Source organism: Flavobacterium chungangensis (assembly GCF_042654045.1).
Lineage (GTDB): Bacteria > Bacteroidota > Bacteroidia > Flavobacteriales > Flavobacteriaceae > Flavobacterium > Flavobacterium chungangensis.
Map to the genome: position 1 here is coordinate 1 of NZ_JBHSFY010000008.1, position 26,811 is coordinate 26,811.

A 26,811-nucleotide genomic window follows, 5' to 3' on the forward strand; every position below is an offset into this window, starting at 1 on the left:
CTAAAGTCTTAATCAGGATATGAGTCTCAAGCTCAGAGGAACGAACAGTTTACTTTTGCTTCCTTTCTCAATCATAAATCTACTTAAATTTTAAAAAACAAATCTAAAGGAGGAACGAAGGATCACACAAGAAACTACGCAATCAAAATCGCCAATCTTTGTCGAGCTACGAGTGTGATCCTTCGTTCCTCAGGATAACAAAACGGTATGAAATTCAAAACACCCCAATAATCTAAAGTCTAAATTCTAAAATTCTAAGATATCTAAACTTTTGTCTACTTTTGCAGTATGGAAGAAAATTTGAAACGTCTCAATAAATTTATAGGAGAAACTGGTTATTGTTCTCGTCGTGAAGCCGATAAATTAATCGAAGAAGGACGCGTTACAATAAATGGCGCTGTGGCTGAAATGGGAACTAAAGTTTCGCCAGATGATGAAGTACGTATAGACGGAAAATTAATCGTTGAAAAAAACGAGAAACTGGTTTATCTGGCTTTCAACAAACCAGTTGGCATTGAATGCACGACCAACTTAGAGGTTAAAAATAATATTGTTGATTATATCAATTATCCGAAACGTATTTTCCCAATTGGAAGATTGGATAAAGCCAGCGAAGGATTAATTTTTATGACCAATGATGGTGATATCGTAAACAAGATTCTTCGTGCCAGAAACAATCACGAAAAAGAATATACAGTTACCGTTGACAGACCAATTACAGATCGTTTTATTCAGCGAATGGGAAATGGTGTTCCGATTCTGGATACAGTTACTAAAAAATGTAAAGTAGAGCAAATTAGCAAATACACTTTCAAGATCATTTTAACGCAAGGATTAAACCGTCAGATTAGAAGAATGTCAGAATACTTGGGTTATGAAGTTACGGCGTTAAAACGTATCAGAATCATTAATATTTCTTTGGATGTTCCTGTTGGAAGATATAGAGATTTAACAGATGCTGAAATAAAAGAATTAAATCAGTTGATTGAGCCTTCTAGTAAAACAGAAGAAGCAAGTTTCCCTAAAGTTGAAACTTTGGATTCAGCTTCCACTCCAACTAGAAGAAAAAATTTCATCTCAAAACACGATCCTCGATTTAAAAAAAGAGGAGATAGTAAATAAACAAAAATCCCATTCACTAACGGAATGGGATTTTTCATTTTTGTTCTATTTCTTTTCTTTATTCAAAAAATCATAATACAAAGCTTTAGATAAAAAGCTAGCGTCTTGATAATTCCATATCATTTCTTCTCTAACTGATTCCGCATATTTTCCGTCTAAATTGTTCTTTTTAAAATATTCTCGTCGAGCTTCATCATTAAAATTTAATCCGCTAAGGAAAACTGGCTGTACTCCTTTGTTTACAGAAATATTGTAATTCGTAATTAAACCGCCCCAATTTACATAACTGCACAAAAGAATCGTTCCGTAGAAATACCAAAGCATTTGATTGAAAAGAAAAGCATTTGTTTTCTGTTTGCTGATTTTCTGAAATGAAACTACTAATCCGATAATGGCTAAAATTAGAAAAGCATAAACCCCTAACCTTTTATAAGTAAGACCATAAAAAGAAACATACTCTGAATTTTTAATAATCGCACTTATAATTAAAATCACATTTAGCCCTAGCCAAACTTTAGCCAGCGTTTTTAAAGAAGATGCTTTTTCATCAAAATTAAACCCTCCTTTAAAATAAAATAAGATTACGCCCACTGCCATTAAGATTGAAAAAATTACGGCGTTTACGCGTTCGTGCGTATCAGAACTTAGATTTGTTTTTTCTACTGCTTCAAAAAACTGTTCGTAATTGTAGGTTGCTATAAAAACTAGCAACATTATATTTAAAAGAAACAAAGTAATTGCGCCACTTTTCCTTTCAAAATCAAGATCTAAAAACGAAAAAGTACTTTGATTTTTTATTTCAGAAATATTGCTGAAATCATTATTTAATTTCGGATTATACTCATAACAAGTTTCTGGAACCCAATAATTCCAAAAACTGAATGAAATGTAAAATCCTAAAATAGTGATTCCGATTAATTGTGGCAAATTGATATCCAATTCATAATCGGTAAATAATGAAGAAAAATGATCACTTCCGAAAGAATACACGATAAAAAACAATCCGAGAAAAATAATTGGAATAAGAACAAAGGCAATTAATTTTTTAGCAAAATCATTATGGATCTTGCGCTCTGGAAGCCATTGTCTAAAAATAAATATTCTACCCACAGAAGTTAATCCGTTTAAGACTATTAGCGGGAAAACCTGAATCATTTTAAGTTCTCCATTTTGTGTTTTAAATTGTAAGAATAAAATGGATAAAGCTAAAGCAAAAAATGATGCTGCATCTCCGTACCATGCAAAGGCGAAACAAGACAAGATTGACGTCACTACAAGAACTAAATGTGATCTGTCGACAAACTTCTCCTGAAAGAAATAACTAATCAAGAGCGTAAGAACTACACCGAAAATAGAAATATTGATTCCTACCGATTGGTTGTAAAAAAGCAGTATAAAAACCGCTGTACAGGCTAAGATAATTTGATGTTTTTTCATGATTGATAGATTTAAAAGTACTTTGTAATTCAAAGTTTTTAGATAAAAAAATAGCGTTATTTATGATTTCATTAATTTTTCAAGGTACGATAAGTGCTCTTTAAAAGCTGCACGCCCCAGATCGGTTACCTGATAAGAGGTTTTTGGCTTTTTGCCCACAAATTCTTTCTTTACTTCGATATAAGCTGCTTTCTCAAGCGCAGAGGAATGACTCGCTAAATTACCGTCGGTGATATTTAAAAGCGCTTTCATCTCGGTAAAATCTACCCAGTCGTTAACCATCAGAACGGACATTATACCCAGTCTGACACGGCTTTCAAAATCTTTATTTAGCTTATCAATAATTCCCATTGGGTTATTTGTATTTTTTGAACATCACTAATCCGTATACAATATGTAGAATTCCGAATCCGATAATCCAGAAAACCAAACCATATCCTATATTAAAAAGTGCAATACATCCTAAAATCAGTTCCGAAAAACCTAGATATTTAATATCTGAAAATGTATATTTTTCTGCGTTTATAACGGCTAATCCGTAAAATATTAATGTCGATGGTGCCACTAAACCAAAATAACCGTGGTACATCATTGCCAAGCAAAACACTCCACCTGCTAAAAGCGGAACACCTAGATTGAACAACATCTTTTTTGTTGCCGAAGTCCAGATTGGCAAATTGTATTTTCGGCTTTTTCGAATGGTAAAAAAGATTCCGAATGCAAATGCAAATACTAAAATTATGATTCCGATCCAGAATAATTTTGAAACGAGATTGGCAGAATATAATCTATGCTCATCATTGAGATAATCCATTCCGTTTGCTTTAAAAAGCTGGTAAACATAGATTCCGCCAATTAAAGCCGAAAGACCTGCGAAAACTCCCGAAAGTCCGCTTAATGATATAAATCGTGAAGAGCGCTCCATCATGGAACGAATATGTGCTAAATCTTCTTGGTGCTTTTGATTCATAATTAAAGTACTTTGCGATACAAAGTTATTATTTATTTTGAATTGACAAATAAAAAAAGTGATTTTTTTATTTAAGTAAGACCTAACAGGTTTTTAAAACCTGTTAGGTCTCTCCGTAAAGTTGCGTGAGGGATAGGAGCTGGCTACCAAAGTAGCGCGGATAGCCCGACCGTACCGAGATAAGAAGGCGCATATAAGCAAAGTATGTTTGCCTTCTTATCTCGGTACGGTCACGCCCAAATTATAAAAACGAAAAAGCCCATTCTTAACGAACAGGCTTTTAATATTATGAAATTTGGAATTAAAACCATCTTCTTCTTTTGAATAGAAGAACTCCGAAAGTAGATAGAATTATAGAGACTAAAAGCAGAATCCAGATTCCGTATTTGCTTTCTTCTAAACCGTTTGGCACGTTCATTCCGTATAAACTGGCGATTAGGGTTGGAATCATTAAGATGATCGAAATCGACGTCATCTGTTTCATGATTGTATTCATATTATTTGAAATTACAGAAGCGTAGGCATCCATCATTCCTGTTAAGATGTTGTTGTAAATATTGGCGGTATCTTGTGCCTGATTTAATTCGATTTCGACATCTTCTAATAATTCTGGGTCGTAATTGGCTTTGTGTGCTTTTAGATTTTTAATTCTTTGAAATAAAACGTCATTTGCCTTTAATGAAGTGATGAAGAATACAAAACATTTTTCGATTTGAAGCAAGGCTTGCAATTCTTCATTTTTGATCGATTTCTCTAAGTTATCCTCGGCAAGTTTTATTTTATGATTGATTTGTTTAAGATATTTCAAATACCAAACGCTTGACGACAAAAGCAATCTTAGTACAAGGTTGAAATTGTCTTCAATTTCGATGTTTTTACGTTGTGAATACGACACAAAGTCGGCAATGATTTCTGTTTTATAAAAACTGATGGTCACACAGATATCATCTTTAAAAATGATTCCGAGAGGAACGGTATGAAAAGGAATTTTAATATCACCACTTTTAACTGGAATACGCATAATAATAAGTGTCCAGCCGTCTTCGATTTCGATACGGGGTCTTTCGTCGATATCCTCGATATCATTATAAAAGGCTTCAGGAATTTGAAGTTCTTCTACTAAATAGTTTTTATCTGATTCTGTTGGAGATTCGATATGAATCCAGCAATTTGAAGTCCATTTTTGGATTTCTACCAATCCGTTGTTGTTTGTGTAAAAGGCTTTCATTTCAAAATACAGGTTTTTAGCGCAGCATTTTGAAATTTCAAAAGCTGCTTAATTTAATACTAACGAATAATAATAATCGTCCATTTGGAGAAGTGTTTTTTAAGTGGTGCAAAAGTATCCTTTATTTTTAAGAACCAAAACTTTAAACTATTAATTATATATTAAAAAGACAAAGCCTGTTCGATTGAACAGGCTTTGTAACTATATCTGAACGAAATATTATTTATTTCTTGCGCTTCTCAACTTTCTTGCTAAAAGCGTATTTTTAAGCAACATTGCAATTGTCATTGGTCCTACTCCACCAGGAACTGGCGTAATAAACGACGCTTTTTTACTTACTCCGTCAAAGTCAACATCTCCTTTGATCACGTATCCTTTTGCGTTTGAAGCATCTTCTACGCGTGTAATTCCAACATCAATAACTGTTACTCCTTCTTTTACCATATCGGCTTTTAAAAATTCTGGAACTCCTAAAGCTGTAATAATTATATCGGCGTTTTTAGTAAATTCTGCTAAGTCTTTTGTACGGCTGTGAGTTAACGTAACTGTAGAATCACCTGGATTTCCTTTACGGCTCATTAAGATACTCATTGGACGCCCTACGATATGGCTTCTTCCAATTACGACTGTATGTTTTCCTGCAGTTTCTACTTTGTAACGCTCTAACAATTCCATAATTCCAAATGGAGTTGCTGGAATAAAACTTTCCATTTCAAGAGCCATTCTTCCAAAGTTAGTTGGGTGGAATCCGTCAACGTCTTTGTCTGGATCAATTGCTAATAAAATTTTCTGCTCGTCGATATGTTTTGGCAAAGGCAACTGAACGATGTATCCGTCTAGATTATCGTCTTCGTTCAATTCTTTAATTTTAGCCAATAATTCGTCTTCTGTAATGGTTTCTGGTAAAGCAACCAAAGTTGAATCGAAACCAATCTCTTGGCATGATTTTACTTTACTTCCTACGTAAGTTAAACTTGCTCCGTTATTACCCACTAAAACCGCTGCTAAATGAGGCACTTTTCCTCCAGCTGCTTTTATGGATTGAACTTCGGCTGCAATTTCGTTTTTAATGTCGTTAGATGTTTTTTTACCGTCTAGTAGTTGCATTGTGTGTTGTTTCAGGTTTTAATTTTTGTTTCAAGTTTCATGTTATTGTTGAAACTTACTATTTATTGAATTAAAAAAGTTTCAAGTTTTGGTTTCTTAACTTGAAACCTTAAACTTGAAACTCTTTTTATTATTTCGGCATTCCTCCTGGCATACCACCCGGCATCCCTTTCATACCTCCCATCATTTTCATCAGATTTTTTCCGCCTGGGCCTTGCATCATCTTCATCATCTTGCTCATTTGGTCAAACTGTTTCATCAGCTGATTTACTTGCTCGACTTTAGTTCCCGAACCTTTTGCGATTCTGGCTTTTCTTTTTACGTCGATAATGGCTGGTTTGCTTCTTTCTCCTGGCGTCATCGAATAAATGATCGCTTCGATATGTTTGAAAGCGTCGTCTTCGATTTCAACATCTTTCATGGCTTTTGAAGCTCCTGGAATCATTCCAACCAAGTCTTTCATGTTACCCATTTTCTTTACTTGTTGAATCTGCGTTAAGAAGTCATCAAAACCAAATTCGTTTTTAGCGATTTTCTTTTGAAGTTTTCTTGCTTCTTCTTCGTCAAATTGCTCTTGAGCTCTTTCAACAAGAGACACAACGTCTCCCATTCCTAAGATACGCTCTGCCATACGTTCTGGATAGAAAACATCAATTGCTTCCATTTTTTCTCCAGTACCAACAAATTTGATTGGTTTGTTTACAATCGATTTGATTGAAAGTGCAGCTCCACCACGAGTATCACCATCTAATTTCGTTAAGATAACTCCATCAAAGTTTAAGATATCGTTGAAAGCTTTTGCTGTGTTTACAGCATCTTGTCCTGTCATAGAGTCTACAACGAACAATGTTTCTTGTGGCTGAATTGCTTTATGAACACGTGCAATTTCGTCCATCATTTCCTGATCTACTGCTAAACGTCCTGCTGTATCGACAATAACAACATTGAATCCGTTTGCTTTAGCATGTTTAATTGCGTTTTGAGCAATTTCTACAGGATTTTTATTTTCTGGCTCAGAGTAAACCTCAACACCTATTTGATCTCCCACAACATGTAACTGGTTAATCGCCGCTGGACGGTAGATATCACACGCTACAAGAAGTGGTTTTTTATTTTTCTTTGTTTTTAAGAAGTTGGCTAATTTTCCTGAGAAAGTAGTTTTTCCAGAACCTTGAAGTCCTGACATCAAAATCACTGTTGGATTTCCTGAAAGGTTCACACCAGCAACGTCTCCACCCATCAATTCGGTAAGTTCGTCTTTTACTAACTTAACCAATAATTGTCCTGGCTGTAATGTTGTTAATACATCCTGACCAATTGCTTTGTCTTTTACTCTTGCAGTAAAATCTTTAGCAATTTTAAAGTTAACATCGGCATCAAGTAATGCACGACGAACTTCTTTTAAGGTATCGGCAACGTTTACTTCTGTAATTTTACCGTGTCCTTTTAATATATGGAACGCTTTATCTAACTTATCACTTAAATTATCAAACATATCATTTTCTTTATATGAAGTGCAAAGATAATCTAATTAGATATTTCAGGCAATTTTTATTTAACCGCTTTTTTTGCCACGAAGGCACTAAGGCACAAAGTTTTTTGGCTGCCAATTACACTAATTCCACGAATTACTGAAACGAATAGTTTTCTCTCGCAGATCTCGCAGATTTTGCAGATTATTTTTTGATTGAGAATAAAAAATCTCCTAAATCTGCGAGATCTGCGAGAAAAAAACTTTGCGCCTTAGCGTCTTTGTGGCAAAAACAAAAAAGCGCAAAGAATAAACCTTTGCGCCTTTGTTGCTATGTCTCTTTGAACCTTTATTTTAGAATTGAAAATAAATGAAAGGCTGTGAACCGGCTACTGCAGTTGCGTAAACAATCCAATAAACAAATCCTAAGATTATTGCTTTTACTAATAATGGCGTTTTATCGAAAACAGATTTCATTCCGTTTGTGAATGATTCTGGCAAGAAATGCCAAACATAACCGAACAGCATCAATCCGAAAACATTTTTATAACCTAATACAATTGTTTTCCAAAGTTCTGGTTCGAATGTTAATTGACCAATATTATTAATTACCTGCAAAGCTGTTTCGAAATCTCTAGCGCGGAAGAAAATCCAACAGAAAACCACAAAATGGAATGTGATTAGGATTGAGAAAAATCTCCACAAGAAATTTGGACTTTTGTCTTTCTTCGAAGGGAAAAATTCCATAAATATTTTATGAACTGCCAATGCTAATCCGTGTAATGCTCCCCAAACGATGAACTGTGCTCCTGCTCCGTGCCACAAACCTCCTAAAAGCATCGTGGTAAACAGATTGAAATTGGTTACTAAGGTTTGTTTTATTTTGCTTGAAAGCAAAAATGACAAAGCAAAAATCAAAATACTGACTCCTGCAATGATAAGCGGAATTATACTCTCAGTATAACAAGACATTCCCCAAAGCAATAATCCGAAGAAAAATAAACTTGGGAATAAATATCCTGCGAAAGAACCTTCTCTGTTTCCTCCAATCGAAATGTATAAAAAGTCTTTTAACCAAGTCGAAAGCGAAATATGCCATCTTCTCCAGAAATCGGTAATCGAAGTCGATTTGTATGGAGTTCTAAAGTTGACTGGCAATTTAAATCCAAGCAATAACGCAATACCAATTGCCATGTCTGAATATCCAGAGAAATCACAGTAAATCTGAATGGCATATCCATACGAAGCCATTAAGTTTTCGAACGAAGTATAACTCATTGGCGTATCAAAAACACGGTCAACAAAGTTTACTGATATATAATTTGAGATTACGGTTTTCTTTATTAATCCTCCAATAATCAAAAACAAGGCATTGTTTACATCTTGTTTCGTCAAGTTTAATTTTTGATAAATCTGAGGCAAAAAGTCTTTCGCGCGTACAATTGGTCCAGCAACTAATTGCGGGAAAAACGAAACGAAGAATAAATATTCAATGTAATTTTTTGTCGGTTTAATTTCTTCTCTATAAATCTCAATAATGTAACTCATGGATTGGAAAGTATAAAACGAAATTCCAACAGGAAGAAAAACATTGTGAAGTGCAAAATTACCATGAAACATATCATTGTAAGTCACAATCAAAAAGTTCATGTATTTAAAATAGCCTAAAAGGGCTAAGTTCAAAATAACACTTATTACCAAGTAAAATTTCTTAACGCTGTCTCTGCTTTCTCTGTAAATAATTTGGCTCAAACCATAATCTACAACAGATGAGAGCAATAACAACAAAAAGTAAATTCCGCTCGATTTGTAGTAAAAGAATAGTGAAAAGAGAATAACATACGTTAATCTCAAATAAAATGTTTTGCGTAAAAAACCATACACAAAATAGAAAACCAGAAATAAACCTAAGAATAAACCGGTATTGAATAAAAGTTTTTCGTCTTCATTATAAACGAACCAACTTTTAACTTGCTCTATTGTAATTGCACCAAAGTTTTGAATAAACCAATTATTAATGCTATCTATTGTTGTCAACTTACTTCTTTGATTTAAAATTATCGTATGATCTTAAAAACGCCTGAGTAAACAAATCTCCTTGTTTCTCGTATCCTCTTTTTGAATAATGAACCCAATCGGGTCCTATTAATCCTTGTACTTTTAATTGTCTGATGCCGCTCATTCCTCCAAACTCCTCGTATAAATCCCAAACGGCAAGATTTTCTTTCTGAGCTATATTGAGAATTTGCTTTGCATAATCATCAACATACGTATTTGGTTTTCTTCTTAGCAAAGATGGCGGCGGTGTCATTACAATGATCGGCGCATCTATTTTCTGTGCTCTTATATTGGAGATAAATTCTTTTAACTCCCGAATATATTTTTCTGGATCTAAATGATCATAGCTCTCATTTGTTCCTAAAGAAAAAACCAGTAAGTCAGGATGCAATGATTTTAATTGCTCAAAGAATAACGGATATTTATTGTAATCTGAATATTTAGCTCCGTTTACTCCAATTCCGCTGTAAATAATTCCGGGAGCGTCTTTTTCTAAAACAATTCCGTTTAACTCAAAATCCTTTGCTTCATTGTTCGGAATCAAGAAAATTCGGCTCAAAGCATTTTCAGAATTATAATAGTGCGAATACGAATCAGATTTTACTGCTAAGGGAACAAATTCTGACATTGAAATCGTCTTTTGTCTCGTTTCCTTTGTGGCAATTTTTAAGGTTCTTCCCGCTCTGATATTATTAGACTTTAAATGATTGTCTCTTTTAATTTCTGTAATCGAAACATTGTATTTGTCTGCAATTGTACCAAGCACTTCGCCTTTTTTAATTTTGTGCGTAATAACTTTTGGCTCTGTTGTCTGGATAGAATTGATTTTTGACGAAATTGCCAAATCAAACATATCCTGATTTTGTGGCGTAATAATTTTTATCGTATTGAATTTGTAAGCTAAATCTTTTACGTTCATTTCCATCACAAATCCGCCAGAATCTCTCCAAAGTCCTATTCCGCTCAACCCAATCGGACAATTCTTAACTGGGTGAATGTTTCTATAACTTTCCCAAGTTCTATTCGATTTGAAACGTTCGTTATAAGAACCATTTGTTTTAGCTAATTGATACGGAAATACTAAACCGCGTCCTGCATTACCAAATTTCTGCTGCAGTTTTTTTCTGATCTCATTAGTCATCAAATCACCTTGAATGTGCGAATCTCCGATATGCACAATATTGATTTTTTGACTCTTCTGATCTTCGTTTTTTTCCAGTTTCTGAAAAAAATCATTTAACGCTTTTGCATTATAAATTTGACCATCAGAAGGAGCATCAATTATTGCTTTATCTGCTTTTTGAATCATACTTTTGGGTGTTGGATGTACATCTGTTTTTGGCGTTTTTTCATTTGTTGCAAAAAAAAGACAACAAAAGAAAAAAATAAGTTTGTTTATCATACACTATCTTTTGTTACTGAAACGGAATCTGGTCTGGCTTTTCTCACTGGTTTTGGCTTAGTTCCTTCAGCATCTCTTTTTTCTCTGAGCACTTTATATTCTTCGTATCCTTTATTCAATTGTCCGTATAGCAAATTACCAATTGCTTTTGCACCACGTTGATTAAAGTGGGTATAATCTTTATTTGCTTTTGCAGGAGTTTCATCAACCCATTTAATCATAGAACCATCTCCTCCCATCAAAGTATATAAATTCACAAATCCTGCCTGCGCTTCCAACGCATAGTGTTTTTGTGCTTTCATTAATGGAACTACAGCAGAATCGGTCTTCATTTCTAAATCATATTTTGTTGATTTATCGGCAGTAGAAACAATCAGGATTGAAACTCCTGGAAACGATTCTTTAATTTTATTTACGGTTTTAGTCATTCCTTTTTCATACCAAGAATAATTTTTTGTTCCATAATTTAAAACGTTCGTTCCGTAATGTAGAATAATTAAATCGTATTTCAGACTATTATTAAAAGCTCTCATTACATCTGCATTGAACATCGAAATTGGAAGTCCAGAATTTCCTCTCTGCGAGAAATTATCAACATGAACTCCACTTCCGTTATCAAAATTAAATCCGTAAATCGGAATAGAATCTGCTTGAACGAAGTTTGCTTTGAAAGCTTTTAAACTTCCAGATGAAACTTTTAGTGTATTTACTAGACCATTTGGCGAAAGACTTTTCTTGATAGTATCTTTTCCGATAATGAAATTAACTTTTCCTGTTTTAGAGGAGCGACCGTAAAATAAGGTTGCATTATCTAAAGAAGTAGAATACTTATTAAGCCCAGCTTCGTACTGAACCCAAGTTGAATTGGATTTATCATTTGCAAAAAACACATGTCCGTTAACTCCAAAAGGACTTGTTGGCCTTTTTACATTTAAATAAGATTGTGTTTTCCAATTTTTAGAATACGTTGATTTTACAGAACCTCTAGAAGCAGCAGACTCTGAAGTAATAGAAACAAATCCTACTCCATTTCCTCCAAAACGTTCTTGATAATTAGTACGAACGTCTTGTACAATTAAATCTCCATCGGTCATAGAATCTCCATAATAAGCAATTCTAACCTTATTCTGAGGATTTTTTTCTAACTGATACAATTTCTCATAAAAGGAAATCAGGTATTGATAACCTTTGTAGTTTTCAAATGTTTCGGCTGGAAACTCGATTCCTTCGGTTTCATCAAAAACAATTTTCTGGCCGTTTAGTGCTCGCTCACTTTTTGCAATACTGTCTTTGTCTACCGATAGTGAATCTTCGGCAACAGATTCCAAAAGCATACTATCTATCAATATATTTTTAGAATCTAATTTAGTCTCAGAAAATATTTTGTCTGGAAGAATTTGCTTAAACCCAATAAAAGCAACCAGCGCTAACGCAACGATCGCAAAAGACTGAAAAAAATAAGATTTTGTGTTCACCTAAATAATTATAAAATATGAAGAACTGCATTCAAAAATCAAACCAATTAAATAATGGTTAACTTATTGCAGAAAAAATTTGTGCAAAGATAGAATAACATTTTGTTTCTAATTCATTTTAACAAGAAAGTAGAACAAAAAAAAGAGGTTAGAAATTCTAACCTCTTGAATCAAAAAAAAAAAATAAAAAAAACAAAGCTAATGATTAACTAGATTTTAATGCCGAAGCATTTTTTAAGTTAAAATGAAATATTCTTTATAATCTTTAGATTTTTTCATTTATGAATTTATTTTAAGATAGCATACTGGAAAGTAGGATAACCTCTTTCTCCAGCAGCATTTACACCTGCGGTAAATCTCACTTTATAAACGTTTCCTGCTGGATCTTTAACAACATAGAAACGATCTGATCTTGCTGCAAATCCAGAAGTTGGATTGCCATTTGCATCTGTTCCTCCCACTGTTCCTCTCCAGTTCGAACCAATATTTCTTTGATCGTCTGTGAATTTTGCACTTTCAACATTTGCCAATGTAAAAGCATCATATGCGAAAGCTGTTGTAAGTACTTGGTAAGCTCTTGCACCACCTTTAACATTATTTAAAATGAAATCCGCAAAATTATAAGGAGCTATACCTCCTGACTGTGTACCTGTTGTATTAGTAAAACTTGTAAAACTAATATCCCATTGTGCTTTTTGAGGCTCAACACTAACTGTTTTTTTGTCTAATAAACTTAAGAAAGTAAAGTTATAAGCTGCATTTTTAGTAACAATGATTTCGTCGTGAGTAGTAGCGGCAATATCAGCATATTGTACTTTATAATCATTTCCGCTTCTTAAAATTCTAACTTTTTTCCAGCCTCTAGAAGGCCCAGTACCTGTACCCTCAGATCCAACTTTAGGAGCAACTGTTCCAGGATTACTTCCCATATTTATTACGTATACTTTATTTTCAGCATCTGTTGCAGAGATTACTGCAATAGCGGTTTTAGTAATATCTCCTGCAGGATCATCAATTTGAGTAGTGCTTCCTTCACCATTAACAAGCATAGTTGCATCTTCCGCTTGAACTTCGTCAATATTCACACTAGTCGTTTGTTTAGCAGTCATTTTTACAGTATGATTTATTATAACTCTAAAATCTGTCCCAGAATAGAATCCTAAATCCCATGAAACTCTTGGAACAGCAGTCATTTTTCCACTACTCAAATCAACAAAAACTTGATTCGGTTCTGTTGGTCCACCAACTTCCGGAGCTAATGCATTCCCTAAAGAAGCTGTTTCATTAAAGTTTACCTGAATAGACTTATTTTCAGAAATCACAGCATTGATAGAAGCACTACTAATAGTGAAAACTACATTTTTAACTTCGCCTTCAATAGCTTCTTTTAATTTCTTAAAAGTAAATGTCACAGAAGAAACATTTTGATCAAAAGGAACGATTAGTTTACCAGCAGCGATTGCTGGCGTAGTACTATAATCTGTGCCACTTGCAACTGCTGTTTCAGTGTAAGTTAAAGTTAAAGAACCTGCCGATGCAGTTGGAGAAGCAAATTTAATTTCGATTGGAGTCGTTTCAGCAGATAAATTTACTGAAGTCGCTGCAAAAGCTACAACATTGGCTTGAACTGCTTCATCATCACTACTACAAGCGCCAATGGCAAGCAATACAAAAGATAATATTAAAATAAAGTTTTTTTTCATGGTATTGATTTATTAATTAAAATTTAGATTATATGAAAGTTTTAAGAAGTAAGATCGGCCGTAGCCAAGCATCATATCGCTAGAAGTTCCTCCTCCATGCGCGCCGCCACTTGCATCGCCACCGCCGCCATTTTGCACAGATTGCAAATTGGTTACGTTAAATAAGTTACGAGCTCCAAGTGTAACTTCAAATTGATTTTTAAAAAATGCTTTTCGAATAGAAGCATCCATCCAACTGTAAGATTCCAATGTACTTAAGAAGAAACCAGATTTCCCGTCTGTACCAGTACCTGCAACATATTGTTGCTGTTGTCCATTATATTTATAAAAAACAGCTAACAAAGTATTCCATTTCGGAATGTTATAAGAAATACTTGAATTTAATCTGAACGAGTAGAAAAACTTATCATCAGAAACCAAATTTTCAGCTGCCAAATCCAATTTTCTAGAAATACCTACTACAGCTGCTCCCAACATTACATTCCAGTTTTTATAAGTATATTGTTCAACTGTAGAAATGTTCCACATTTTATATTTGTTGATGTTCATATATCTATAATTCCAAGTGGGAGTTACCTGTGTAACCACCATATCAATTCTGTCATCAACATCTAAATACGTAACAGCTAAATTGTTAGATATTTGAGCGCCCGAATCAAAAGAGCAAGCTCTTTTAAAACTAACTTCATACGATGTACTGTTTTCAGGAATCAGATTTGGATTTCCTTGCATATTATGGTTTGAATCAACAAAATAAGTATACAGCTCATCAAAGTTTGGAGTACGATAGGATTTACCTAAAGAAGCTCTTGCTTCTAATCCTTTATCAAAAAGATATCTTAAACCTAATGAACTTGCATATTGATTGTTAAAAGCACTTTGAAATGAAAATCGAAGCCCGGGACGAATGGAGAATTTCTCGTTTACGCCAATTTCTGCAACTGAATAAATATCATAATTTTCAAGTCTCTTTCTAATATCTACGCCTTGCTGATTATCATCTCTAAATGCCCCAACTGAAGAGTCATAGAAACCATTCTCGTTTGTGATTTCGTAGCCAAGCTGAAAGTCTACACTTTTATTATCAAAGAAATTGCTAAGTGTACCTGTCGAATAAAAGACCTCTTTTGATTGATAAGTGGCTCTTTGATTATCTACCTCCTGTTTTGTATCTATGTGGTAGACAAAATTTTCCAAATCACGTTCTTGTTTCTGTTGAGAAACGGAAACATTATATTTTAGTTTCGAGAAAAGATTTCCATTGGCATTTAAATGGTGGTAATAACGATTGGTAATATATCTTTTATCTCTAGAAAAATAAGTATCTGGAAAAGGATAATTATCCTGTATATTTACTTGTGGATTGTAATAGTGAACATCTTCACCATAATAATCAAATTTGTAAAAAATTCTAAAACCATCTTTTTGGTAGCCTAAAATTGCATTCCCTACCAATTGTTCTTTCGGAAGCTGGGTATAACCTCTAAGCCCATCATTTTTATCATAATCTTTTCCTTTCTTATCGTCATAATAACCGGCCATCGCATTTCGATTTCCTCCAATATTGACAAACCAATTTTCATTAAAATTGTAACCAATTTTAGCCGATTGAATATGACGACCTTTATCAAAAAATGCAAATTCTTTACCTACTGTTTCTTCTTGAACGGTAGCATTAATCTGCCACTTATAACCTCCTCCTTTTTTTGTAATAATATTTAAAATACCAGTAACTGCATTTGCTCCATGGGTTACTCCCATTGATCCTTCGATAATTTCGATTCGCTCAACGTCGTCTAAGTTTACTTGGGTTAAATCTACATTTGTTCCCATTCCTGTATCGCTTACTAAAGGTATATTATCAACCAAAATTTTAAAATATTGAGAATCTAATCCAAACATTGAGACTTTAGAACGTCCGTCATCTCCATTAGATGTCACAGTAATATTTAAATACTGATTTAAAACATCAGCCAAATTATTTGCTGCCAGCTGTTTTATGTTTTCTTTAGAAATCACTCTAACATTAAAAACAGACTTTTTTATAGATTGTGGCTCAAACTGTCCCGTAACAACAACCTCAGAAAGCTTTTCCTTAGAAGCAATACTATCTTTCTGCTGAGCAAAAGAATATGTACAAAATAGAAATCCAGCAAAAAAGGTAATTTTAATTTTCATTATTTTTATTCAGTCTTAATAATCGATGCAAATATATAACTATTTTTAATTGTTCTAAATTAAATTTATATATTTGCGAAAAATTTAAAAACAAAACAATAAGTTATGATTTCAAAAAGCCTTTTTATGTCAGCCGCTTTGGCCTTAACATGCAGTCTTGGTTTTAGTCAGGACAAGAAACAACAAGACATTAAGTCAATTAAATCAATGTGTGGTTGTTACGAAGTGAAATTTAATTTCACAGAAACATTTTCATATCCAAAAGACACTCTTACTTATAAGCCGTCAGAAACAAAACATGAATCTGCATTAGAATGGGTAGAGTTGTTAGAAGATACTCCAAACAAAATTGTAATGCAGCACTTATTGATTGTAAGCGACGATATGATCATCAAGCACTGGAGACAAGATTGGCTATACGAAAACACAGACTTATATTCTTTCGATAAAGGAAATTCTTGGAAATATAAAAAACTAGATAAAAAAGCTGTTAAAGGGCAATGGACTCAAAAAGTATATCAAGTAGATGATAGTCCTAGATATGAAGGTTCTTCAACATGGGTTCACGTTGACGGAAAAGATTACTGGGCAAACGTTGCTGATGCACCGCTTCCAAGAAGAGAGCAAACAAAACGTAACGATTACAATGTTTTAAAAAGAAGAAATATCCACGAAATCACTGCTACAGGATGGAATCATGAACAAGACAACGACAAATTGGTTCGTGACGATGCTGGAAAAGATGTTTTGCTTGCTCAAGAAAAAGGATTTGACGTTTACACTAAAGTTCCAGATGTTAAATGTATCGCTGCTCAAAAATGGTGGAAAGAAAATAATGTGTTATGGAAAAATGTTCGCGACAAATGGCAGACTCTTTTTGACAGACACCAAGATCTTAACTTAGAAGCTAAAGTTGAAAGAAAAGCACTTTACTCTCTTTTATTTGATTTGAAACCAGATACTGCAAAAGCAGAAACAGATAAAATCATTGACAAATTTGTTAAGTAATTAGAATTAGTTGTTAAAAAAAAATCCGAAAGTTTTTAAAGCTTCCGGATTTTTTTGTTTTTAAATTCAAAGAATAATATTATCTAGTACCTCCTGCCCACCAAACATTTTGCGAATAAACATACATTCCATCACCAAATGCATCTTTGAGATTGTTGTTAGTAGATACATCTGAATTTCCATAAGGTAATCTAAGTGGAAATTTTGTTTCATTTAATGGGTTCGCTAATTGAATTGGATGAGCAGTTGCCGAACCATACATAGCTAATAAACGTCTATAGTCATTATATGCTTCAATAGATTCATTTTCATAGAATGAAAAATATTTCTGAACCGCAATTTCTTTTAGTAAATCTGCATTAGTCACAATATTTAACCCCGCAACATAACTAGCAACATTTGTAGTTGAAAAATTAACAGCTTCATCTTTGTTAAAAGCTGCAGTTACAGCCGCAGTTAAACTAGCTGTACTTGTAACCGCATTAGATTTTCTTGCTTCTGCTTCAGCCTTAATAAATAATAGCTCATGATAACTTAACATAAATATCGGATTGCTTTGATTTATTAATGCAGAATATGAATAATTTTGACTTTGAGCACTAATTCCATTTTCAAAAAACTCATAAGTAAGAGGAGCTCCACTTGTTTTTTTAATTTTTTCAAAATACCCTTCAGTTCTTGGGTCGTTCAATTTAGAATTCAACTTATCAAATAAACTTTTACTTGCAAATAGATACCCTCTATCGTTATCAAATTGATAAAATGGATTAGGAATACCATCATTTTTCATCTTAAATTCTTCACTTTTATTGGTAAAAGATTTACTAACATAAGTTAAAACTTTATCATAGTCAGGACTTTTAAAAGAAAGACGTAAGGTGTAACGGGCGAGCAAACCATTTGCAGCTTTTATCCATTTAGCATTATTTCCCTGATAAATCAAATCCTGAATTCCTAAAGCAGGATAAGATGATGTTTTTTGTAAATTCACAATAGCATCTTCCAAAGTTGTAAAAATAACCTTATATAAGTATTCTTGACGATCTAATTTCGGCTGGTAAATCACTCCAGGCTGAAAAGCCTCAGAGAAAGGAACGTCTCCATACATATCAGTAAGCAAAGCTAAATTATATGCATATAAAATCTGAGCTATACCTAATGTTGTATAATTTCCTTTTTCGCTACCACTTGAACATTTCTCGATTATCAGTTTTAGGTTATACATTGTCTGATATTGATTGTTCCAAGAATTGTTAAAAGTTGTTGCATTTTGAGGTTCACCATTTCTAGTTTCTGCATTATACATCTGACCAAAACCACCTGCATTTAATTCTATATAAATACCCGTATAGAATGATAAATCTGAACCAGTGTTGCTAAATGCCGTACTTGTCATCGCATCAGTAATTGCAAAACGAGTTGGTACATCTGTTGGATTATTCACGTTTTTGTTGATATCGTCCATTTTATCTTCTGAACAAGAATTAAATGAAATTGAGGTAATCACCAAAAGTAAAATGACTATATATTTTTTCATGATTTTTCTAATTATATTAATTAATCGTTAGATTTATTCCGACACCAATACTTCTTGTTTGTGGAATAGACAACCTTTCAAAACCTCCAGCAATATTGTTGTTTCCTTGTGATGATTCTGGATCTAAATTTGGCATTTTAGCTGATAACAAAATGTTTCTTGCAAATGCAGAAATTCGCATATTGATATCTTTTGAAAATTGTGGAACAGTATATCCGAGTGAGATTTCACGTAATTTTACAAAAGACGCATCATATACAGCGCTTTCTGCAATGTTTGAATATCGTGTATAGGTCTCTTGTTTTGTTGCTCCTATGGTGTTTACAGCTCCATCTTCAGTTACTCCTTTTTGAACCATAAGTTCGTCACGATTTCCTGTTTTGGCACTCAATCCGTAAGTATCAAGCAACGTATTTGTTCCACTATAAATCTTACCTCCATTTTTCCAATCAAAAGTTGCTGCAAGAGTTAGTTTTTTGTACCTAAAAGAAGTTGTTCCTCCTAAGTTGAATTTAGGTGCTACTTCTCCAAGTGATTTAGTTTCTCCCGCTATAGCTAATCCCTTAGAATCAACTAGAATATTTCCTTGCTCATCTCTTTTAAAAGATGTTCCATAAATGACTGGAAAACGTTCTCCTATACTAGCTCTAATTTGTGGCGTTACAAAACCTCCTAAAAAAATATTTGACACACCGTCTTTCAAATCATCCACATAATTAACTATTTGCGTATAATTTGCTGACACTGTCCATTCAAAATCAGTTGTTCTAACTGGAGTTGTACTTACTACCAATTCATGGCTGTTAGTATGAATTTTTCCTCCATTCATTACTAAACTCGAAGCACCAGTTGAGCCAGCCAATGGAACTTGGAAAATTTGATCCACTACATTTTGTCTAGAAAATGTATAATCTATACTGATAAGATCATTAAATAATTTTAATTCGCCACCAACTTCATAAGATCTTGTATTTTGAGGTTTCAAGTTTGGGTCATACATTATATTATTTGGTATATAAGAATTAACACCTCCAATTGGATAACTTATAGGGGCATTCCCCCAGAAACCTCCTCCATAACTAGGTACTGAATAAAAATTTGCATAGTAATTTCCAGCTTGGCCAACCTCTGCCCAAGACCCTCTTATTTTAGCAAAAGATATTATTGAGTTCCCTTTTAGAGCTTCTAACTCCGATAATACTACACCTAATGAAACTGAAGGATAAACAAATGAGCGATTATTTCTTGGCATTGATGATACAATATCATTTCTTAATGTAGCGCCTAGAAAAATAAAGTTTTTATATGAAAGATTTAAATTCCCAAATAAACCAAAAGTTCGATTATTAGAGATATTATCGGTAGCAACAGTTTGCTGTGTATTCTTTAAATTAGGCCAACCACCAAAATTAAGATCATACCCTTCCATTTCATAGGATTTTTCGTGCTTATCGTTAATTTCATTACCAACTAAAACAGTTAAATTTAAATCTTGTGAAATTTTATATTCATAATTCACTGTGAATAAAGAATTTACTGTTCTAGATGAGATTCCATAAAGATCAAGATGTCCTGCAGTAGTTTGTTGATTTCCGTATTCTTGTATATCTCTGTAATTCGTTGAATAAATGTCAGCTCCTAGTTGATAACGGAAAGATATTTTATGTTGATTATTTGATGAGATGCTAGGGCTAAACTCAATATAGCTATTTCCGTAAAAGCGATCAGTTTGTTCATCAAATATATTATGTTCAGCAGCCCAATATGGATTATTAAATCCTGTTGGTCTGTAATAAATTTGTTTATAAGGATCGGTAGAACTTTCATATCCGTTTCCTTTTAAATCATAACTTATAGGGCTCGCAAATGCCCCAGCAACAGAAGAATCATTTGCTCCTGTAGCTTTTTCGATTTTAGTACTAACATAATTACCTACAAACCCAGTTTTCCATTCGTCATCTAACTTTGTACTAAATGCTGCTTTTGCATTGTATCTATCAAGCCCCGTTGCTGGAATAAAACCATCTTGATTTGATGAACCTAGACTAAATGCATAATTACTTTTTTCAGTTGTTTGTGTTATACTTAAAGAATTATTAACTGTAATTCCTGTTTTAAAAAAAGCACCAAAATTATCATATACTCTAGGAGTAACCCAAGGATCCAAACCTGCTGTAGCTCTTTGTGGCACATAATATTTGCCTGCATGAGTACTTATATCACCTCCATTTAAACTGTTCGGAACATTACCTCCATAACTTGCACTATTTGGTAGCTCTGAAATTTTAGGTCCCCAAGATAATGAATTTGTTGGATTGTAAACACCAGCTGTTCCTTGTGCATATTCATTTTGAAAATCAATTTTTCGTGATACATTGTCCCCAGTGACTGAACTTGAAAAATTGATTGTAGGTTTTCCATTTTTAGAAGCTCCTTTACCACTTTTTGTAGTAATTACAACTACTCCGTTTGAAGCTCTAAGACCATAAATTGCAGATGCAGCTTGTCCTTTCAGAATATTGATTGATTCAATATCATTAGGATCAATATCTACAGCTCTGTTGGAAATATCTGATCCGCTTACACTATTTCCCGTACTGTAATCAGCCGTCGAGGCTATCGGCATACCATCAACTACATATAATGGAGTGTTATTTCCTGTGAATGAGCGGGCACCACGAATTACAATTTGTGATGAAGCTCCTGGTGCACCACTAGAAGGCGTGATTTGCACCCCTGATAATTTACCTTGAAGAGCTCCAGCTAAACTGCTATTATTTCCTTTTGTTAATTCACTGGCCTTAATTTCCTGAGTGGCATATCCCAAAGCTTTTTTCTCTTTCTTAACGCCCATTGCCGTAACAACAACACCTTCTAATTCTTGTGCATTTGCATCAATCATTTTTACATTAGTAGTAGAAGAATTTACATTTATTTCCTGAGTTTTCATCCCCATGTAAGAAAAAACCAGAACATCACCTGTTTTTGCTTTAATCTGATACTTTCCTTCAAAATCGGTTTGAACTCCATTGCTAGTTCCTTTAACCACAACATTCGCACCTGGAATTGGTCCGCTTCCATCTGATACAATTCCTGAAATTGTTTTTTCCTGCGCAAAAAATAATTGAGCAGTCAACAAGAATACAAGAATTGCAAACCCTTTAATTTTTCTTTTCATTATAGTTTATTTGAATTAATGGGCGCAACTTATAAAATTAATTTAATTTTAACAAGACTTTACATCCATTTAACATAAATAATTATAATAATAAACTTACAAACTATTAGGTAAAATAAAAAAACCATCTACTTCTAGATGGTTTTTATCCTTATCATTTATACTAAAAGCTTACTAATTCAAAATAGTTAAAAAACGAATATTAGGAGATATCTTAATGACTATGCAATTAAATACTGTGAAATATGACACAAAACTAATAAAGAATCAAACTGCAAATATTACCCAATAAGCCAAAAAAGCAATAAAAAAAGCCAATAGTTCGAAAACTATTGGCTTTAAAATTCTTAAGCTTTAATTCTTACATTCTCTCTGGAACTTCAATTCCTAATAATTGGAATGCAGATTTAATAACCTCTGCAACTTTTTGAGAAAGCTGCACTCTGAATATTTTTTTAGTTAAATCAACCTCTCCTAAAATATGAACTGATTGATAAAAAGAGTTGTATTCTTTTACCAAATCATAAGTATAATTGGCAATTAATGCTGGACTATGATTCTGAGCTGCATTCTGAATTACTTCAGGGAAAAGTTCGATTTGTTTTACCAATTCTTTCTCTTTTTCATGCAATTCTTCAATTTCAATTTTCGCAGAGAAATCAAAATCGGCTTTACGGATAATTGACTGAATTCTCGCATAAGTATATTGAATAAATGGCCCCGTATTTCCAGCAAAATCAACAGATTCTTCTGGATTAAATAAAATACGTTTTTTAGGATCTACTTTTAAAATGTAATATTTCAAAGCTCCCAAACCAATTGTTTTGTACAACTTCGCTTTTTCTTCGGCAGAATAGCTATCCAATTTCCCTAAATCTTCTGCGATTTGTTTGGCTGTATCGGTCATATCTTGCATCAAATCATCAGCATCGACAACTGTTCCTTCGCGGCTTTTCATTTTTCCAGAAGGTAAATCTACCATTCCGTATGATAAATGATATAAACTTGAAGCCCAGTCAAAGCCTAATTTTTGTAAGATTAAGAATAATACTTTAAAGTGATAATCCTGTTCGTTACCAACTGTGTAAACCATTCCTCCCACATCTGGCATGTCTTTAACACGCTGAATTGCAGTTCCGATATCTTGCGTCATATAAACCGCTGTTCCGTCAGAACGCAAAACAATTTTTCGGTCAAGGCCTTCGTCTGTCAAATCAATCCAAACAGAACCGTCTGGGTCTTTTTCGAAAACGCCTTTATCTAAACCTACTTGAACAACATCTTTACCTAAAAGATACGTATTGCTTTCGTAGTAATATTTATCAAAATTAACTCCAAGATTAGTGTAAGTTGTTGCAAAACCTTCATAAACCCATTCGTTCATTTTTTTCCAAAGTGCAATCACTTTTTCATCTCCAGCTTCCCATTTCTTAAGCATATCTTGCGCTTCGATAATGATTGGAGCTTGTTTTTTGGCTTCTTCTTCTGTTTTACCAGTTTCTATTAAGCCATTAATTTCATTTTTGTAAGCTTTGTCAAACTCTACGTAGTATTTACCTACTAGTTTATCTCCTTTTAAACCAGAAGTTTCAGGCGTTTCTCCGTTTCCGAATTTCTCCCAAGCCAACATCGATTTACAAATATGAATTCCTCTATCGTTGATAATTTGAGTTTTATACACTTTTTTACCCGAAGCTTTTAAAATCTCTGCAACAGAATATCCTAACAAATTGTTACGAACGTGTCCCAAGTGGAGAGGCTTATTTGTATTTGGAGAAGAATATTCAACCATAACTGCTTTTTCAGCTGGATTTGGAGCCACAAAACCAAATTGCTTTTGGTCTTTTATTCCGTTAAAGAAATTCACATAATAGCTGTCTGAAATCACAATATTCAAGAAACCAGAAACTACATTAAAGCGCGCAACTTCAGAAACATTTTCTACTAAATAATTTCCAATTTTATTTCCCAATTCAGCTGGATTACTTTTAATCACTTTTAGCAATGGGAAAATTACCATTGTAATATCTCCTTCAAACTCTTTTCTAGTAGTCTGAAACTCGATTTTATCAACAGTAACATCAAATAATGCTTGTATTGCTTTTTGTATAGAAGGTGTAAGAATTTGTTGTAATGACATGTAAACTTATTTTAAAGTGAGCAAAGATACTGCTTATTCATCAATTAGAGAAAATCAAAAACATATTAAATTCAGAAAAAGAGTTTCAATTTGACAAAAAAGCGCTTTTTTTAATTGTTAAAATTATCAAAAAATCAAAACCGTAATCTCTTACAAAACAGCCAACGAGAAAAAAAACATACTTTTTTATTTAATTTCATGTAACATATCAACTGTAAAAGAGTCTTAATAGTGACTCTAATTTTTTTAAAGTCAAAAAAAGAAAAAAAGAAAAACTAACAAAACGAAATCATCATCATCAATCAAATCAAAAATAATCAGTAAAAAATCATGAAATTAAAATTCTTTCTGTTTGCATTATTAGGTATAATCGCAACTGCACAGGCCCAGAATACTGGAAGTATTACTGGAAAAATTACAGAAAAGTCGAACAATGCGCCGATTTCTTATGCAACAGTTTCGCTTAAAGAAAATGGAAAAGTGGTTTCTGGGGTAAATACAGACGATAACGGAGACTATTCATTTAAAAACATTGCTTTAAAAAGTTACACCATCGAGATTCAATATATTGGATTTAGAAAATATATCGGTTCTGTACTTTTAAGCGAAAACAAAAAAAATGCTACTGTAAATGTAGCTCTTGAAGAAGAAGCAACGCAATTAAAAGGTGTCAACATTATCGCAGAACGTTCTACAATCGAACAAAAAATTGATAGAAAAGTAGTGAATGTTGGTAAGGACTTGACAACTGCTGGAGCTTCGGCATCTGATATTATGAACAATATTCCTTCTGTAAATGTAGATCAGGACGGAAAGCTTTCGCTTCGCGGAAATGATAATGTTCGTGTATTAATTGATGGGCGTCCAAGTAATATTGATCCTGCTCAATTGTTAAAACAAATTCCGTCAACTTCTATCAAGAAAATTGAATTGATTACGAACCCGAGTGCAAAATACAATCCAGAAGGAATGTCTGGAATCATTAATATCATCTTACACAAAAATGCAAACACTGGTTTTAATGGAAGCTATAGTGGTGGTATTACTTTTGGTAAAACGGCAAAATACAATCAATCTTTAGATTTAAATTACAAAACAGGGAAAGTAAATTTCTTTGGAAATGTGGGGCAAAACTTTGGTACTTACCAAAACACAGGATTCATCCAAAGATTTGATCAAGATATAGTTCAAAATATAGCTGTTTTGAATGATAATGATTCTTACTTATACAAAATAGGAATGGATTATTTAATTGATGACCATAACACCTTGTCTTTCTATACCAATCAAAACAAATCTAACGGAAAAGGTTTTGTAGACACTGATATTGATTACAATAATGTAACGGGTTCTGATATTTCTAATATCTTTCAAAAATCAAGCTATTGGGGACCTGACAGAGTTGGAACATACAATTTGGCCTACAAACACATCTTTAAAAAAGAAGGCCATACTTTAGATTTTGAAGCAAATTATAGTGATAATAAAGAAACTCAAAATGCTGCTTTTGACACTAAAACGACAAAAATTGACAATACTGCCTCGGGTATTGTATATAATGATTTCCTAGAAGGAACCAGAAAACTAAGCACTGTAAACGTGGATTATGTTAATCCGTTAAACGAAAAAACAACTCTTGAAGCTGGTGCTGAAGCTAGAATTACGAGAACAGCTAACGATTATGTAACTGGAAATCCTTTGTTACCAGTAGCAGACCAAACGTCTCACTATACTTATGACACAGATATTTATTCTGCCTATGTAACATTTGGACAGAAATTCAAAAAGTTTAGCTATCAATTGGGTGCGCGTTTTGAAAGCTATAAAGTACAAGCTAACTTAAATTATGGTCAAACTAAATTTGATGATGATTATATTACATTGTATCCATCAGCATATTTAACTTATAATTTGAATGAGAAAAACACGTTGCAGTTTAGCTACAGCCGTCGTGTAGACCGTCCGAGTTTAGAACAGACAAAACCTATTCGTGAATTTGCTACTCCTTTAGTTACTTCATTAGGAAACCCAGAATTAAGACCTCAGTTTACCAACTCAGTTGAAGTAAATTATACTAAAACTCTTGAAAAAGGAAGTTTTACAACTGGAGTTTTTGTGAGAAGCATTAATGACCAAATCAGCAGAATTTTATATCCTGATCCAGCAGATCCGAGCATGGAAAAACAAATCATGAGTTTTACCAACTACGATCACAATACAGCTTACGGATTTGAAGTTTCTTTCAATTACAAAATTACAAAATGGTGGGATATCCAACCATCGATTGATTTCTCAAGTATTAATCAGCAAGGTATTGTATTCCAATACGATCCTGTAACAAATACAAGTAACCCAATCGATAGAAAAATCACTGTTGCTGCTTTCAACGGACGTATGAACTCTAACTTTAAAGTAAACAAACGTTTAAGTTTCTTAGCTTTCGGATTCTATAGAGGTGCTACAGACGGGCTTCAAAATAACAGCCACGAAATGTATAAAATGGATATTGGTACACGTTATACCTTGTTGGACAACAAAATGAATTTAAGCGTTCGTTTCAATGATGTTTTCAATACAATGAAATATGCTTTTGACACCATGTATCCTTACCCTCAAGCAGGTCAATTTAAATGGGAAAGCCAAACAGTTTACTTTGGTTTGACTTACAACTTTGGAGGCGGAAAAATCAAAAACTTACAACGTAAACAAAGAGATGACAATACTAACAAAGGCGGAGGCGGAATGTTCTAATCTTGCCTGAGAAAATTTTTTAAATAATTTTTTGAATAATTTCTTG

17 protein-coding genes are annotated in these 26,811 nt (G+C 33.3%); 3 read left to right on the forward strand and 14 right to left on the reverse strand.

Annotated features, from left to right (window positions below):
• Positions 1-288: 288 nt before the first annotated feature.
• On the forward strand, positions 289-1,122 hold the full coding sequence (rluF, locus tag ACFO3N_RS13790) for a 23S rRNA pseudouridine(2604) synthase RluF (RefSeq protein WP_379798588.1): 834 nt from the start codon (positions 289-291) through the stop codon (positions 1,120-1,122).
• Between the two features lie 45 nt (positions 1,123-1,167).
• Here the strand turns inward: rluF and ACFO3N_RS13795 are convergent, their stop codons facing one another.
• The 11 genes from ACFO3N_RS13795 to ACFO3N_RS13845 all read right to left on the reverse strand — a co-directional run bounded on the left by ACFO3N_RS13795 (position 1,168) and on the right by ACFO3N_RS13845 (position 16,151).
• Positions 1,168-2,559 (reverse strand): DUF4153 domain-containing protein, encoded by a 1,392-nt coding sequence (locus ACFO3N_RS13795; RefSeq protein WP_379798590.1) that lies wholly within the window; start codon positions 2,557-2,559, stop codon positions 1,168-1,170.
• A gap of 60 nt (positions 2,560-2,619) precedes the next feature.
• Positions 2,620-2,910, reverse strand: coding sequence for a winged helix-turn-helix domain-containing protein (locus ACFO3N_RS13800; RefSeq protein WP_095929406.1), 291 nt, complete (start codon positions 2,908-2,910; stop codon positions 2,620-2,622).
• 4 nt (positions 2,911-2,914) lie between these two features.
• Complete coding sequence (locus tag ACFO3N_RS13805) at positions 2,915-3,529, reverse strand: hypothetical protein (RefSeq protein WP_379798592.1); 615 nt, start codon at positions 3,527-3,529, stop codon at positions 2,915-2,917.
• A gap of 301 nt (positions 3,530-3,830) precedes the next feature.
• Positions 3,831-4,757, reverse strand: coding sequence for a magnesium transporter CorA family protein (locus tag ACFO3N_RS13810; RefSeq protein WP_250837351.1), 927 nt, complete (start codon positions 4,755-4,757; stop codon positions 3,831-3,833).
• Positions 4,758-4,976: 219 nt separating this feature from the next.
• The gene (locus ACFO3N_RS13815; RefSeq protein ID WP_379798594.1) at positions 4,977-5,864 is read right to left on the reverse strand and encodes a bifunctional 5,10-methylenetetrahydrofolate dehydrogenase/5,10-methenyltetrahydrofolate cyclohydrolase; all 888 of its coding nucleotides are present in this window, start codon (positions 5,862-5,864) and stop codon (positions 4,977-4,979) included.
• A 130-nt stretch (positions 5,865-5,994) separates the two neighbouring features.
• Positions 5,995-7,359, reverse strand: coding sequence for a signal recognition particle protein (gene ffh / locus ACFO3N_RS13820; RefSeq protein ID WP_095929402.1), 1,365 nt, complete (start codon positions 7,357-7,359; stop codon positions 5,995-5,997).
• A 330-nt stretch (positions 7,360-7,689) separates the two neighbouring features.
• Entirely contained in the window at positions 7,690-9,372 is a 1,683-nt protein-coding gene (locus tag ACFO3N_RS13825; RefSeq protein WP_379798597.1) for an MBOAT family O-acyltransferase, read from the reverse strand.
• 1 nt (position 9,373) lies between these two features.
• A complete protein-coding gene (locus tag ACFO3N_RS13830) occupies positions 9,374-10,702 on the reverse strand; it encodes a GDSL-type esterase/lipase family protein (RefSeq protein ID WP_379798599.1) in 1,329 nt (442 codons plus the stop codon).
• A gap of 89 nt (positions 10,703-10,791) precedes the next feature.
• The gene (locus ACFO3N_RS13835) at positions 10,792-12,270 is read right to left on the reverse strand and encodes an SGNH/GDSL hydrolase family protein (protein ID WP_379798601.1); all 1,479 of its coding nucleotides are present in this window, start codon (positions 12,268-12,270) and stop codon (positions 10,792-10,794) included.
• 287 nt (positions 12,271-12,557) lie between these two features.
• The gene (locus tag ACFO3N_RS13840) at positions 12,558-13,973 is read right to left on the reverse strand and encodes an HmuY family protein (RefSeq protein WP_379798603.1); all 1,416 of its coding nucleotides are present in this window, start codon (positions 13,971-13,973) and stop codon (positions 12,558-12,560) included.
• 12 nt (positions 13,974-13,985) lie between these two features.
• Complete coding sequence (locus tag ACFO3N_RS13845) at positions 13,986-16,151, reverse strand: TonB-dependent receptor plug domain-containing protein (protein ID WP_379798605.1); 2,166 nt, start codon at positions 16,149-16,151, stop codon at positions 13,986-13,988.
• Positions 16,152-16,256: 105 nt separating this feature from the next.
• Between ACFO3N_RS13845 and ACFO3N_RS13850 the strand changes: the two genes are divergently transcribed.
• The gene (locus ACFO3N_RS13850; protein WP_379798607.1) at positions 16,257-17,159 is read left to right on the forward strand and encodes a DUF6607 family protein; all 903 of its coding nucleotides are present in this window, start codon (positions 16,257-16,259) and stop codon (positions 17,157-17,159) included.
• Between the two features lie 79 nt (positions 17,160-17,238).
• Here the strand turns inward: ACFO3N_RS13850 and ACFO3N_RS13855 are convergent, their stop codons facing one another.
• From ACFO3N_RS13855 to argS, 3 genes are all read right to left on the reverse strand, one after another.
• Positions 17,239-18,696: a SusD/RagB family nutrient-binding outer membrane lipoprotein gene (locus ACFO3N_RS13855; RefSeq protein WP_379798609.1), complete on the reverse strand. Its 1,458-nt coding sequence runs from the start codon at positions 18,694-18,696 to the stop codon at positions 17,239-17,241.
• 16 nt (positions 18,697-18,712) lie between these two features.
• A complete protein-coding gene (locus tag ACFO3N_RS13860; protein WP_379798611.1) occupies positions 18,713-21,874 on the reverse strand; it encodes a SusC/RagA family TonB-linked outer membrane protein in 3,162 nt (1,053 codons plus the stop codon).
• 361 nt (positions 21,875-22,235) lie between these two features.
• Positions 22,236-24,014 (reverse strand): arginine--tRNA ligase, encoded by a 1,779-nt coding sequence (gene argS / locus ACFO3N_RS13865; RefSeq protein ID WP_379798613.1) that lies wholly within the window; start codon positions 24,012-24,014, stop codon positions 22,236-22,238.
• Positions 24,015-24,344: 330 nt separating this feature from the next.
• Here argS and ACFO3N_RS13870 point away from each other — a divergent pair, with 330 nt between their 5' ends.
• Complete coding sequence (locus tag ACFO3N_RS13870) at positions 24,345-26,765, forward strand: TonB-dependent receptor (RefSeq protein WP_379798615.1); 2,421 nt, start codon at positions 24,345-24,347, stop codon at positions 26,763-26,765.
• The last annotated feature ends 46 nt before the right edge of the window (positions 26,766-26,811 follow it).

Bases quoted from the DNA above. Each gene is read 5' to 3' on its own strand.
- ACFO3N_RS13870 (WP_379798615.1), top strand. From the start codon at position 24,345: ATGAAATTAAAATTCTTTCTGTTTGCATTATTAGGTATAATCGCAACT.
- ACFO3N_RS13860 (WP_379798611.1), bottom strand. From the start codon at position 21,874: ATGAAAAGAAAAATTAAAGGGTTTGCAATTCTTGTATTCTTGTTGACT.
- ACFO3N_RS13830 (WP_379798599.1), bottom strand. From the start codon at position 10,702: ATGATTCAAAAAGCAGATAAAGCAATAATTGATGCTCCTTCTGATGGT.
- ACFO3N_RS13845 (WP_379798605.1), bottom strand. From the start codon at position 16,151: ATGAAAATTAAAATTACCTTTTTTGCTGGATTTCTATTTTGTACATAT.
- ACFO3N_RS13815 (WP_379798594.1), bottom strand. From the start codon at position 5,864: ATGCAACTACTAGACGGTAAAAAAACATCTAACGACATTAAAAACGAA.
- ACFO3N_RS13840 (WP_379798603.1), bottom strand. From the start codon at position 13,973: ATGAAAAAAAACTTTATTTTAATATTATCTTTTGTATTGCTTGCCATT.
- ACFO3N_RS13800 (WP_095929406.1), bottom strand. From the start codon at position 2,910: ATGGGAATTATTGATAAGCTAAATAAAGATTTTGAAAGCCGTGTCAGA.
- ACFO3N_RS13805 (WP_379798592.1), bottom strand. From the start codon at position 3,529: ATGAATCAAAAGCACCAAGAAGATTTAGCACATATTCGTTCCATGATG.
- rluF (WP_379798588.1), top strand. From the start codon at position 289: ATGGAAGAAAATTTGAAACGTCTCAATAAATTTATAGGAGAAACTGGT.
- ACFO3N_RS13855 (WP_379798609.1), bottom strand. From the start codon at position 18,696: ATGAAAAAATATATAGTCATTTTACTTTTGGTGATTACCTCAATTTCA.
- ffh (WP_095929402.1), bottom strand. From the start codon at position 7,359: ATGTTTGATAATTTAAGTGATAAGTTAGATAAAGCGTTCCATATATTA.
- argS (WP_379798613.1), bottom strand. From the start codon at position 24,014: ATGTCATTACAACAAATTCTTACACCTTCTATACAAAAAGCAATACAA.
- ACFO3N_RS13810 (WP_250837351.1), bottom strand. From the start codon at position 4,757: ATGAAAGCCTTTTACACAAACAACAACGGATTGGTAGAAATCCAAAAA.
- ACFO3N_RS13850 (WP_379798607.1), top strand. From the start codon at position 16,257: ATGATTTCAAAAAGCCTTTTTATGTCAGCCGCTTTGGCCTTAACATGC.
- ACFO3N_RS13795 (WP_379798590.1), bottom strand. From the start codon at position 2,559: ATGAAAAAACATCAAATTATCTTAGCCTGTACAGCGGTTTTTATACTG.